The organism is Lactobacillus sp. ESL0785, assembly GCF_029395455.1.
Classification (GTDB): Bacteria; Bacillota; Bacilli; order Lactobacillales; family Lactobacillaceae; genus Lactobacillus.
On the sequence record NZ_CP113916.1, the window covers coordinates 1,053,217 to 1,066,380 of the forward strand.

General features: G+C 39.2%; 13 protein-coding genes. 1 reads left to right on the top strand and 12 read right to left on the bottom strand.

Annotation, left to right across the window (positions count from 1 at the left end):
* Position 1: 1 nt before the first annotated feature.
* Positions 2-1,660 (bottom strand): DAK2 domain-containing protein, encoded by a 1,659-nt coding sequence (locus OZY43_RS05075; protein ID WP_277163990.1) that lies wholly within the window; start codon positions 1,658-1,660, stop codon positions 2-4.
* A gap of 21 nt (positions 1,661-1,681) precedes the next feature.
* Entirely contained in the window at positions 1,682-2,044 is a 363-nt protein-coding gene (locus tag OZY43_RS05080) for an Asp23/Gls24 family envelope stress response protein (protein ID WP_277163991.1), read from the bottom strand.
* A gap of 165 nt (positions 2,045-2,209) precedes the next feature.
* Between OZY43_RS05080 and rpmB the strand changes: the two genes are divergently transcribed.
* Entirely contained in the window at positions 2,210-2,395 is a 186-nt protein-coding gene (rpmB, locus tag OZY43_RS05085) for a 50S ribosomal protein L28 (RefSeq protein WP_277133595.1), read from the top strand.
* Positions 2,396-2,494: 99 nt separating this feature from the next.
* Here rpmB and OZY43_RS05090 read toward each other — a convergent pair whose 3' ends face one another.
* From OZY43_RS05090 to gmk, 10 genes are all read right to left on the bottom strand, one after another.
* A complete protein-coding gene (locus OZY43_RS05090; protein WP_277163992.1) occupies positions 2,495-3,181 on the bottom strand; it encodes a thiamine diphosphokinase in 687 nt (228 codons plus the stop codon).
* Positions 3,178-3,828, bottom strand: coding sequence for a ribulose-phosphate 3-epimerase (locus OZY43_RS05095; RefSeq protein WP_277163993.1), 651 nt, complete (start codon positions 3,826-3,828; stop codon positions 3,178-3,180). The genes OZY43_RS05090 and OZY43_RS05095 overlap by 4 nt, the downstream gene beginning before the upstream one ends.
* A 10-nt stretch (positions 3,829-3,838) precedes the next feature.
* Positions 3,839-4,732: a ribosome small subunit-dependent GTPase A gene (gene rsgA, locus OZY43_RS05100; RefSeq protein ID WP_277163994.1), complete on the bottom strand. Its 894-nt coding sequence runs from the start codon at positions 4,730-4,732 to the stop codon at positions 3,839-3,841.
* The gene (pknB, locus tag OZY43_RS05105; RefSeq protein WP_277163995.1) at positions 4,729-6,690 is read right to left on the bottom strand and encodes a Stk1 family PASTA domain-containing Ser/Thr kinase; all 1,962 of its coding nucleotides are present in this window, start codon (positions 6,688-6,690) and stop codon (positions 4,729-4,731) included. Before pknB ends, rsgA begins: the two co-directional genes overlap by 4 nt.
* Positions 6,687-7,436: a Stp1/IreP family PP2C-type Ser/Thr phosphatase gene (locus OZY43_RS05110; protein WP_277163996.1), complete on the bottom strand. Its 750-nt coding sequence runs from the start codon at positions 7,434-7,436 to the stop codon at positions 6,687-6,689. The genes pknB and OZY43_RS05110 overlap by 4 nt, the downstream gene beginning before the upstream one ends.
* 4 nt (positions 7,437-7,440) lie before the next feature.
* Complete coding sequence (gene rsmB / locus OZY43_RS05115) at positions 7,441-8,766, bottom strand: 16S rRNA (cytosine(967)-C(5))-methyltransferase RsmB (RefSeq protein WP_277163997.1); 1,326 nt, start codon at positions 8,764-8,766, stop codon at positions 7,441-7,443.
* Positions 8,753-9,697 carry a methionyl-tRNA formyltransferase gene (gene fmt, locus OZY43_RS05120; protein ID WP_277163998.1) on the bottom strand — a complete coding sequence of 315 codons (945 nt, stop codon included), beginning with the start codon at positions 9,695-9,697 and terminating at the stop codon, positions 8,753-8,755. Before fmt ends, rsmB begins: the two co-directional genes overlap by 14 nt.
* Positions 9,698-9,709: 12 nt before the next feature.
* Positions 9,710-12,109, bottom strand: a complete 2,400-nt coding sequence (gene priA / locus OZY43_RS05125) for a primosomal protein N' (protein WP_277163999.1) — start codon at positions 12,107-12,109, stop codon at positions 9,710-9,712.
* A gap of 69 nt (positions 12,110-12,178) precedes the next feature.
* Positions 12,179-12,397: a DNA-directed RNA polymerase subunit omega gene (gene rpoZ / locus OZY43_RS05130; protein WP_277164000.1), complete on the bottom strand. Its 219-nt coding sequence runs from the start codon at positions 12,395-12,397 to the stop codon at positions 12,179-12,181.
* 2 nt (positions 12,398-12,399) lie between these two features.
* Positions 12,400-13,014 carry a guanylate kinase gene (gene gmk, locus OZY43_RS05135; RefSeq protein WP_277164001.1) on the bottom strand — a complete coding sequence of 205 codons (615 nt, stop codon included), beginning with the start codon at positions 13,012-13,014 and terminating at the stop codon, positions 12,400-12,402.
* Positions 13,015-13,164: the final 150 nt, after the last annotated feature.

The following is a 13,164-nucleotide window of genomic DNA, read 5'->3' on the forward strand; positions in this document are numbered from 1 at the left end:
TTTATTCAACAGAAATCAGGAAATTGTAAACTGGTTGACCACCATCATGAACCTCAAATTCAAGATCATCATGCATTTCTTTCAGCTTAGCTACAACTTGATCAGCCTGCTTCTTAGTTGAATCTCGGCCAAACATTACTGTAATAATTTCTGAATCTTCATCTAGCATCTTTTCAATCATGGCAACAGTCGCCTGAATTAAATCTGGATCATCAATTTGGATATCACCATCAATAATGCCAAGGTAATCATTTGCGTGAACCTCAACTTCATTAATTGTCGTATCACGATTAGCCTGCGTTACTTCTCCAGAAACAACTGTATCAAGATCTTCAGTCATGCTGGTAACATTGTCCTCAACTGACATTTCAGGATCAAAAGAAAGCATTGCTGTCAGACCTTGAGAAATTGTCTTAGTTGGTACAATTCCTACCGGAATATCACTGACTTCTGCGGCTTGCTTAGCTGCCATCACAATATTACCGTTATTTGGCAGAACAATAGCCTTTTGTGCCCCAGACTTCTTAATCGCATCAATAATATCCTGTGTAGACGGGTTCATTGTTTGTCCACCAGAAATAATCCGGTTGACCCCCTCACTTTCAAACAACTTACGGATACCATTGCCAGAAGCAACAGCAATCACTGCAAAATCAACACTCTCTTGCTTTTCTTCACTATCATTAACAATTGTTTCATGTTGAATCCGCATATTATCAATCTTAATTTTGCCTAATTGACCAAACTGACTGCCATATTGGAAAACTGATCCGGGGTGTTCAGTATGAATATGCACCTTAACGACCTCATCATCAGAAACCGCCAACAGCGAATCACCAATTTCAGACAGATGTTTTCTAAACTCTTCAAGATTAAATTGCTTTTTGTCAGGAATATCTGCAGTTAGGTCAACCATAATCTCGGTACAATAACCATTTTTAATATCCTGCGTAGATAATTGAGTCTGCACTGATTGGTGGTGCATGGCATTAATCATCTCGTCCATTTCACCTTTGTCTGGTTGGTAGCGATCAGCAAAGTTCTCACCCAGAATACCCTCCAAAAAGCCTTCATAGATAAAGAGCAACCCTTGACCACCTGAATCGACAACACCAACTTGCTTTAATACCGGCAATAAATCAGGGGTCGTCTTCAGCGATTTTTTGGCTCCTTCGACAATTGCCTTCATGACTTCTTCAACATCATCAGTTTCGTTAGCCTTGTTGGCCCCTTCTTGAGCAGCAACCCGAGCAACTGTCAAAATCGTTCCTTCAACTGGTTTCATTACGGCCTTATACGCGGTCGCTACCCCATTTGAAAAAGCATTAGCCAATTCTTGTGCATTAAGAGTTTGCATCCCTTGAGTTGCCTTATAAATTCCTCTAAAAAGCTGTGAAGAAATAACACCACTATTACCACGGGCACCCATTAGCATTCCCTTAGCTAGACTTTCAGTCAAATCGCCGACACTAGTACTGGTATTTTCAGCAACTGCTTTAGCACCACTTTCAATAGTCAAATTCATATTAGTACCAGTATCACCATCAGGAACGGGAAAAACATTCAATGAATTAACGAACTCTGCATTGCGTCCCATCCGATGCGTGGCAACTCGGACCATATCTCTAAATTTGTTACTATCTATTTCCTTTAAAACCAATATTCTAAACCTCCGATTGAGTTACTCGTCAAGTACCTTAACACTTTGAACGATCACGTTAACAGCTCTTGTATCTATGCCAAGCTGATTTTTTAAACTAAATTTAACGCTATCTTGTACATTACGACTAACTTCAGAAATCTTCAAGCCATAGCCGATTATAATATAAACATCAACCGTAATTTCATTATCCTCTGACTTGACGACAACGCCGCGCTTATAATTTGCTCGATTAAGAATTCCATCAAAGCCATCACGAATTGCATTTTTAGATGCCATTCCGACAACACCATAATTAGACGTAGCTGCGCTACCAACGACAGTTGCGATTACTCCGTTTGAAATATCAATCAAACCTTTTTTTGTTTTGATTTTAACAGCCATGTTTATCCTCCGTCTCATTGTTCTTTTAGTATGAATCTATTTTATCATAGTAATCCAAGATAAACGTAAAAATCCATTTATAAAAAATACTTTTGCAGTTGCATTCCAATTAAAGTTATGCTATCTTAAGTAAGTATGAAAACACAAATAAAGGAGGTTTAGCAAATGGCAAAAGATTATATAACAGGTAAAAAGACCACTTTTGGTAACACACGTTCTCACTCATTGAATTCAGCACGTCGTGCTTGGAAGCCAAACCTTCAAAAAGTGCGTATCCTTGTTGATGGTAAACCAAAGCGTGTATGGGTTTCTACTAAGACCTTGAAGTCTGGTAAAGTTACTCGTGCCTAACATACCAAAAAAAGTACTAGATTAATTTCTAGTACTTTTTTATTGTCTTAAATTAAAAACCATTTTCCAGAATTATAACTGGAAAATGGTTTTTCTTTTTTAAATATTTTGAAAACGATCTAGATCTTTAGCTTGAATTACCGCAACTGTGCCCGCAGTAAATGCTAATTTAAAGAATTTTTCATGCGGCAAAAATTCATTAGAGCCAAAGGAAACCGGAATCGTATTATTATAATGTGCTAACTTATACTTAGCATGAGTAATACGCAAATTTTTAACAGCAGTTAATGTTGCAACACCAAAATAAGTATAATCTTGCTGCTTTTGCACATCATGCTCCCCTGGATTATAAAAATTAATTAAATTCTGCTGGTCAAGGAGCTGCACTCTTTCTGCATACTGATTAACGGCTGGATTAAGCATCATTAACAGGTTCACCAAAAAATGATCTAATCGACCACCAGTTGCACCCAGTAACAATAACGAATCTACATGGTAATCATTAAAGGCTGCCCTAATCATCAATTCTGTATCTGTATAGTCTTTTTCTGGTAAGGAATAACGGACATCTGAAACACTAGTGGTAATTTGCTTTAATTCAGTTGCTTGAAGTGAATCAAAATCCCCAATAGCTAAATCAGGAGTAAAACCCAACTCTTCTAAGAGCAAACTTCCCCGATCAACTCCAATTAGTAAATCTCTATTTTTATTTGCCCGTGATAAAATTTGCTTAATCGAACGCGGCCACTCTGCTTCTGGGCCTCCTAATAATGCAATTGCCTTCATCGTAAAATCTCCATTAATTCATCTACCTGACCAGCAATTGCACCACTTTTAAAGATATACGAACCAGCGACAATTACACTGGCACCAGCATCCCGCGCGGTTTTAGCTGTTACAGCATTAATCCCACCATCAACTTCAATTGGCAGTTGTCCTGCAAGCAATTCATTTGCCTGCTTAACTTTAGAAACGGCAGTTGGTAAAAATTTTTGCCCACCGAATCCCGGATAAACTGTCATTAATAATACTTGCTGAATTTTAGCTTTAAACTTAGTTAAGACAGTAACTGGTGTATCTGGACTAAGAACTAAGCCAGCCTTAACATGCTGCTCATTAAGATAATCTAGCCACTTGTTAAGCTCTTCTTCAGTCATTGCTTCATAGTGCAGTTCGACTAAGTCCGCACCAGCCTTAACAAATGCAGGCACCAATACTTCTGGTTGATTACTCATTAAATGAATTTCGGCCTCAATTTCAGGAAACTGAGCCTTAAAATCACTAACTAATTGGGGACCAAATGATAAGTTAGGAACAAAATGTCCATCCATAATATCAATGTGAAAGCGGCGGATACCAGCAGTTACGGCTGCTTGTATGTCACTTTTTAAGTCCAAATTATTTGCATTCAAAATTGATGGTGCAATTAACATTTTTTCTTCCTCATTTTAAATATTCGGGTATCCGACCATTAGTAATTTCCGTTCGCATTGTCAAATAATCTTCATAACGGCTTGGGCGAATTTTGCCAGAGGCAACTAATTTTTTTATTTCACAGCCGGGTTCTTGCAGATGTTGACAGCCACGAAACTTACATTGACTGCTGGCTCTTTTAAACTCAACAAAATAATTACAAAGTTCATTAAGCTTAATCGGCGTAAAATCAATTGCTGAAAAGCCGGGGGTGTCAGCCAAAAAGCCCTGACCAAGACTAAATAATTGAACAGTTCTAGTAGTATGCTTACCCCGATTTAAACTAGTAGAAATTGCAGCTGTTTCCTGCTGTAAATCCTTTTTCAAATGATTAATTAAGGTTGACTTGCCAGCCCCTGACTGCCCAGCTAGTGTCCAAATTTGCCCAGCAGTAATAACTGTTGGTAATTCAGCTGCTAATTCTGACCAATTATCATAAATAGGGTAACCAATTGCGGCATAATAAGCGAGCTCATGCTTAATTTCTTGGCATTTATTGGCAGTTACCAAATCGCTCTTGGATAAATAAATGCTAACTGCAACTTGCTGCCACGAAAAGAAAGTTAAATACCGGTCTAACAGCTGCACAGAAAAATCAGGCTGCGCCGCCGAAATAACTAATAGCACATGGTTAACATTCGCTAGTGCTGGTCGACCAATCAAGTTAAGCCGTGGCATAATTTCAACCAAGTAATTAGTACCCTGAGCATCAACTTGAATTTTAACATGGTCACCAACTGTCGGTTTTTGCTTTTTCTTACGAAAAACTCCGCGTGCCCGTGTTCGAACAATTCCACTTGGCGTTTGCACGTCATAAAATCCGGCAACCAAGCCAACGACGATTCCTTCAACTTGCGCGCTCATTTATTCACCTTTTCATTTAAAACTGTCTGACCATCACGAACAACTTTTAATGCTCCCGAACCATGCTTTAGTGAAAACGGAATCGAAAAGTTCATATCACGCTTGATATAAAGATCACGATAAATATTGCTCAAATTATGACTATCATCAGAAATATAAATTTGGACATGATTGCCTTCTTTGGCTGAATCTTCACCATTGTTCTTTTCATAATTAACGGTAAAAGTTTTAATTGCTGTAGAATCTTTTTCTTGATTAGGACCTTCAGACACGCTAACAGTAATCGTACTGCCGCGTTGAACCTCAGTTCCAGCTGCTGGGCTCATTGAAATGATCATTCCCTTTTTAACTTTGTTTGAATAAGTCGGCGTTACTTGCAGAGTTAAGCCGTATTTATGTGCATATTCTTGAGCAGTTTTCAATGATTCATTTTTAAAATTACTTAATTTAATAGTATCACGCTTAGGACCTTCATCATGACCTTTGGACACTACTAATGTAATCGTCGTCTGATCAGGGCGAACTTCAACATCAGCGGCAATACTTTGACTAATAACGTGGCCTAGCGGCACACTCGGTGAAAACTGATTTTCACGAATGACTTCAAAGCCCATCTTTTGCAGCTGCTGGACAGCAAAATTATAGTCTTCCCCAGTCACATCAGGAACGCGCACCATTCCTGTACCTGACGAAATATACAGATTAATCACTCGTCCACGCCGTGTTTGTGTACCAGCAGCTGGCGAAGTTGCAATCACTCGCCCACGATCAATGCTATCGGACTTTTTATGCTTGATCTGACCAATTTGCAAACCGACATTTTCCAATTGTTTGCGTGCACTTCTTTCCGTTAAATTGGTAACGTCTGGTATCCGAACATTTGAATGACTATTATTCGACAAGACTAAAAACATTAAGCCGACAACAGCAATTGCCGCAATTGCCACAAACAGCCACCACCACTTATTTTTACGCAAATTTTGCCAAAAATTACTTGTTGGCTTGGTCAAATCCTGATCTGGTGATTGTTTTTCATCCTGTTTAGTGTGCTGACTTGCTTTAAAATTAGGCAGCACAATTGTTTCATCATTGTCTAGACCATGGTATGGTAAAAAAACTGGCTCATTTGCACGACTTGGATCAAGACTAGTATCTAAATCTGCTTGCATTTCTTGAGCTGAATTATACCGATCACGTGGGTCCTTAGCCGTGGCTTTTAAAACAACATTTTCTAAAGCCTGTGGAACTTTAGGATCTTTTTCCTTAATTGATGGAATCGGCTCCTGAGCATGCTTAAGAGCAATTGCCACTGCCGTATCGCCATTAAATGGAACCGAACCAGTAATCAATTCATAAAGAATAATTCCTAAAGAATAAATATCAGATTGCTTAGTCACCAAGCCACCACGCGTCTGCTCGGGAGACATATAATGAACTGAGCCAACTGCTGAGTTAGTTTGTGTAATTGAATTTTGATTCAAAGCAACCGCAATCCCAAAATCAGCAATTTTAATGTTACCGCGTTTATCCATCAAGATATTCTGCGGCTTTAAATCACGGTGAATTACATTATGTTTATGCGCTAACGCCATTGCACTCAAGATCTGATCCATAATGCGGACAACATCATGTAAATCCAGCGGTGAATTTTGTCGAATATAATCTTTTAGATCCGGACCCGAAACATATTCCATTACCATGTAAGGCAACCCGTGATCGGTGCCAACATCAAGTACCATCACAATATTAGGATGACTTAATTCACTGGTCGCCAAAGCTTCTCGCTGAAATCGAGCTAATGTCTGCGGTTCTCGCTGCAAGTCAAGGCGCAAAATTTTAACCGCGACTTTACGCTGCAAGATAATATCTTCAGCCAAATAAACGTTAGCCATGCCGCCTTCGCCTAGAGTATCAATAATGCGATAGCGGTCACCTAGTAAGTAGCCTTTATTGATCACTGCGCGCCACCGCCTTCATTAGTTACCAGACAAACAGTAATATTATCACCACCGCCTAAACGATTAGCCTCATTAATTAGCTTATGACAACGATCTTTTAGTGATAAATCCTTAGTCGCCAAAATTTGCTGAATCTGTGGATCACTAAGAGAGTTAGTCAAACCATCCGTACATAACAAAATAATATCATTATCATGAAGCTCAATTTGGCGAAATTCCGGATCAATTGTACTGGAAACGCCTAAAGCCTGAGTAATAATATTTTTTTGCGGATGATGCTTGGCCTGCTGCTTGGTAATTTGTCCCATTTTGACAAGTTCGTTAACAAGTGAATGATCCTCTACTAATTGCGTAAATTGACCATTAGTATAACTATATGCTCGGGAATCACCTAAATGTGCAATCAAAGCAGCATGCTTAAAAGCAATTGCAACAACAATTGTTGTCCCCATCCCATTCAAGTCGGGAAAACGATCTGCCGTTTTAAGAATTGTTTCGTTTTCAGTATTCAGCTGTACCTCAAGCCACTTATGAGCACTAATACAATCATCAAAGTCAGTCATACTAAAGCTGTGCCCCAAATGGCTAACGGCCATTGTCGAGGCAACATCGCCTCCTTGATGACCACCCATACCATCACAGACTACTGCCATAGTAGCAGCACTTTTATTTTTAAAAACCTGTACAAAATCTTGATTACTTTTTCGTATCCGTCCAATACTTGAAGCATATGCTGTTTTGATCAAAACTCTAACCTCGCATTACAAACTTAGCAATAAAAAAGCCATCACTACCATAACTATCAGGCATAATCTTAAGCATCCCTGTGGGAGCAACCAACTTGCCTGCCTCAAAAGCTTGCAGCTTAAACTCAGGATGCCCTTGCAAAAATGCTTTAACTACTTCTTCATCCTCTTCAACTGCAATTGTACAAGTTGAATAAACTAATTCACCCTTTACCTTAACAAGTGAACTAAGATGATCAAGTAAATCAAGCTGAACCCGCTGTAAACTAGTTAAATCAGCTAACTTTTTGGTGTAACGAATTTCAGGTTTACGCCTTAGTAAACCTAAACCTGAACATGGAGCATCTACTAAAATCTTACTAAATTGCCCCTTAGCAAAAACTTGATCGGCTTTACGGGCATCCATGGCCTTGGTTTTAACTCGCTTGGCAACATTCATTCTACTAGCATTTTGCTTAACTAACCGTAACTTCTTATCGTGAATATCAAGTGCCGTAACATCACCTGTTGTTAACTGCTCAGCTAATTGCACAGTTTTACCGCCGGGAGCACTACAGGCATCTAAAACTGTCTCATCACCAGTAAAATTAAAAGCGCTTACTGCCAAACTAGCAGCTTCATCTTGAATTGTCAATTGTCCATTTTTAAATAAATCAGTTTCACTGACACCACCACGATTAAGCACCAAGCTAGTATTTGATATCGCTGATTCTTCAGGCGCAAAGTCTAAATTCGTCAATGCAGTTATTACCTGCTGTTTATCTGCCGAACGTGCTAAGCGTACCACATTTTTAGCCGGTAAATTAATACTAGCAAGAATTTTACTAGCTCTCTCTAGGCCCCAATGGTCAATCAAATACCGAACTAACCATTCAGGTACGCTCTCTTTAACACTCAAATATTGTACAGCATCTTGCTTACGTGGCAATACTGGACCCCGCCGAATCAGCGCATGCAAAATGCCGTTAACTATTTTGAAACCCGTTGAATTTCGCTTGCCAAATTGCTTAGCTAATAAGTTAGCTTCATTAACTGTAGCTCGGTTAGGAATTCGATCTAAAAATAGAATTTGATATGCCGACATCAGTAGCAGAGGCCATAAGTAATCTTCCTTGAGTTTAGTTTTAATTAGACCTTGCAATTGATATTCTAAATATATTTTATACTGAATCGTACCATAGACTAACCGCGTACAAAAATTACGATCAGCCACGCTCAAATGAGTATTACGTAAACTGTTGTTCAGACTAATGTTCGAATAAGAACCATCGCGCAAAACGCGAAGCAGTGTTTCTAGCGCAACTGCACGCGCACTTTTAGTCAGCGACAATTTTTTCTCCTACTGTGTACTTACTACCTTGTCCGTTTAAAAAGCTCTTGACGTCTAATCGCTTTTTTCCAGCCGGTTGCAATTCTAACAATTCTAGAACCGTATGGTTAGCAAAACTAATAGCAAATCGTCCCTTATTGGCAACTAAACTACCAGCAGGCAAAGTTGTTTGCTCAGAACTAACTTGTGCCCGCCAAACCTTCATTCTTTTACCGTCAACCAGTAAATAGGCACCCGGATCAGGATTAAGACCACGAATTAGATTATTAGCAGCAGTGGCTGTCAAATCAAGCTTAATTTGCTCTTGATCCTTGCTAATATTTGGTGAGAAGACAACGGCACTAGTATCTTGTGGTGTTTTCTTACTTGGATCAGCAATAATCTGCGGTAAGGTCTTAAGCAGTAAATCCCGCCCAATTAAGGATAATTTAGCAAAAACACTGCCTGCCGTATCTTCTGGCTCAATCTTTAATGCTTGTTGTGCATAAATATCACCAGCATCCATCTTTTTAACCATTTCCATGATCGTAACTCCAGTTTCGGCATCCCCATTAATCAAGGAATACTGAATTGGTGCACCGCCACGGTACTTCGGCAAAAGTGAGCCATGAACATTAACCGCCGCAATTTTAACCGAACTGAGAAACTTAGTCGGCAAAAATTGCCCGTAAGCAGCCGTAACAATCAAATCTACATGCAAAGCAATTAATTGATCCACTTCTAGCGAACCAGACAGTTTTACTGGCTGCACAACTGGCAAGCCTAATTCTTCTGCTGCTATTTTGACTGGCGTTTTAGTAACTTTTTGCTTCCGTCCCACCTTTTTATCAGGCTGAGTAACAACTGCCTTAACCTCATAGTGATCTGCGACTAAAGCCCGCAAAATTGGCACCCCAAAGTCTGGCGTCCCCATAAAAATAACTGAAGTCATGAGTATTCTCCTTTACATAATCCGTTCTGGTTCATTATCAATATATATATTTAAGCCGTACCGTTTAACTTCTTGTGCAGAGTCCTGAATTTGGTGCAACAAATTATTTAAGTTAGCTTCTTTTTTATATTTTACCAGTATTTGATAATAATATTGATTTTTTAAGCGAGAAATTGCACTTGGTGTTGGTCCCAAAATAATTGTTGCCGGATGCAAATTAGCCTGCAAACGCTGTTTTATTTTAAAGGCTTCCCGAGCGGCATTCTGCTCTTTTTTAGCTGCTACGGAAATCAGTACTGTATAAAAATACGGCGGATAATTACCTGCATGACGCATTTGCATTTCATAAGCATAAAAACGTTCATAATCCTGCGTTTGGGCAAATTTAATCGCATAGTGATCGGGATTGAAGGTTTGAATGATCACTTCACCCTTTTTTTCTGCCCGACCTGCTCGACCAGCAACTTGCGTCAACAACTCAAACGTGCGCTCAGAGGCATTATAATCTGGTACCCAAAGTCCAGTATCGGCGTTAATTACACCAACTAAAGTTACATTAGAAAAGTCTAACCCCTTAGCAATCATCTGCGTACCTAATAAAATATCAGCTTCATGATTGCCAAAACTATCCAAAATGCGTTTAAACGCGCCCTTACGCCTTGTTGTATCGACATCCATTCGTAAAATTCTTGTTCCCGGTAAAAGTGCAGTTAATTCTTCCTGCACTTTTTGCGTTCCCGTTCCCAAAAAACGAATTTTTGAGCTATGACACTTGGGACAAACTGCAGGAATTGCTTCCGTATAACCACAATAATGGCATTGCATCTGTCCAGTATCTTTGTGCATTGTTAAGGAAAGATCACAATTCGGACATTGCATAACGTAACCACACTCGCGGCACAGCATAAAATTGGCAAAACCACGCCGATTAAGCATTAGAATAACTTGCTCTTTTTTAATTAATCGTGCCTTAATTGCTTCAACTAGCTGTACTGACAGATCAAATTGTCCTCCAGCAAAGTCTGCTTGCTTAAGATCAAGTAAATTAACTTGGGGCAATTGCTTATTATTAGCCCGCTTCTTTAGCTGCAACAATTGATAAACGCCTTTTTGAGCACGAGCACGACTAGCAAGCGATGGGGTTGCACTACCAAGAAGTACAGGGCAAGAATTATATTTACTGCGCCAAAGAGCTACATCACGCGCATGATAACGCGGATTATCCTCTTGCTTATAAGATGACTCATGCTCCTCATCAATAACAATCAAGCCAATATTTGTTAACGGTGCAAAAACAGCACTGCGCGCCCCAACAACTACTCGGACTTCTCCCCGTCTAATTCGCCGCCATTCATCATAAAGTTCGCCTTCTGACAAGCCACTATGTAGAACAGCAACTTGTGCGCCAAAGCGGCCTTTAACTTGCGTAACCATTTGGGGTGTCAGTGAAATCTCCGGGACCAACATTAGTGCATTTTTACCTAATTCTAGTGTTTGACTAATTGCATGCAAATAGACTTCGGTCTTACCACTGCCAGTAATTCCTTCTAGCAAAAAGGTTTGTGCTTGAGCATCGGCAATTGCGGGACTAAGTTTAGCTAAGGCAGCCCGTTGTTCCTGATTTAACTTTATTCGTTGCTTTTTTTGTGGTGTCACAGCAGAAGTGGCAAAGGGATCGCGATAAATTTCAATTGTCGCTTTTTTAAGCCAACCTTTTTTAACTGCACTAGTTAGCGTAGCCGTAGTTAAGTGCGCATCTTGCTCTAAATTAGCCTGCATTTTAGGAAAGGAACTATAATTTGTAATTATCTCTTGCAACAGCTGCTTTTGCTTAACTGCATTCTGTCTAAGTGAATTATAAATTTTAATGTATTCTTCTTTAGGTAAACACAAAGAATATTGATTTTGCATCTTAACTTTTGCCTTATTTTCAACAAGATATTCAATTTTAGCATCGTCATTATTTAATAATTTACGTACAAAAGAAATTTCTTTAGGTGCAGTAATTTTACTTAAGTCAACTGGTTCTCCCTGAAAAAAGGGTATTTTCTTGGCTTTATCAGAAAGTGGTACTAAAATCTTACGATAATTTGCCCGCATCACTCGCGGTAACATTGCCTTCAAAATCGTAATCCGATAAGAAAAAATCTGTTTTGCTAGTGCCTGTGATAATGCAACTAATTCTGGCGTTAACGGTGGCATTTCATCAACCACTAATAGTAAATCTTTTAATTTGCCTTGAAAGTGACTAATCTCACTTAAACCTACGACAAATCCCTGCAATTTACGCGGTCCAAAAGGCACAAAGACCCGCGCACCAATCTCTACCTCACCTAACTCATCAGGAATATGATATTCAAAAACGCGGTCTGTTTGTTTAGCCGCAATATCGACAATTACTTGCGCAATCATTTAATCACCTTAAAATTGAAAAAAATGACCTCCACCACTTGCTGATGAAGGTCATAAAATTTAACCAACTTATTGATTAACCTCGCGATGTTTTTGATCAATGGTAACTTTACCGGCTTCAATTTCTTCCAACGCTTTACCAACAGACTTTTGTGACTTGTAATTCTTTAAAGCCTCTGGATCGCCAGCCTCTAATTCGTGTGCTCTCTTTGCTGCAAGCACTGACAACGAATAACGCGAATCAACGCGATCTAATAACTTGTCAATTGATGGATATGTAACTCTCATAATTAGTCCTCCCTGACCATTTTCCGGTAAGTATCAATAACTCGCTTAACGCTAACATGTTCGGCATCAACGATTGCCTTGATGTGATCAACTGCGTTGGCAACAGTATCATTGACAACAGCATAATCATAATCTTGCATCACCAAAATTTCATGTCTGGCTTGCTTAATACGACCCATAATAACGTCTTCTGATTCTGTACCACGATTTTCTAAACGCATATGTAATGTGTGCAAGTCTGGCGGTGTTAAGAAAATAAAAACTCCGTCTGGCATTTTTTCACGTACCTTCTGCGCCCCATTAACGTCTATCTCGAGCAAAACATCTTTACCCTGCTCCAGCATCTGCTTAACTGGAGCCAAAGGCGTACCATAACAATGGTTCACATATCTATTATATTCTAGAAGTTCACCATGGTTAATAGCTTGTTTAAAACGTTCTTCGCTCACAAAGTAGTAATCCTTGCCGTCAACCTCACCAGGTCTAGGCTTGCGTGTCGTCATCGATACTGAATATTCGAACGGAAAAACTTTGTTCTCAACTATTGCACTTTTAACAGTTCCTTTGCCAACGCCTGAAGGACCTGAAAGGACAAGTAACAACCCTTTATCTGCCATGCCATACTCCCCTATAAAAAGCTATTAAGTCTATTTAAAACTAAATGTAATAGTTTTTCAAGTTAATAAGTTTTTTAAGTAAATTTAGGTCAAACACTTGTTTTCTAAAACCAATGTTCGCAATTTTTTAGGGAGTACAATAATGAAAAA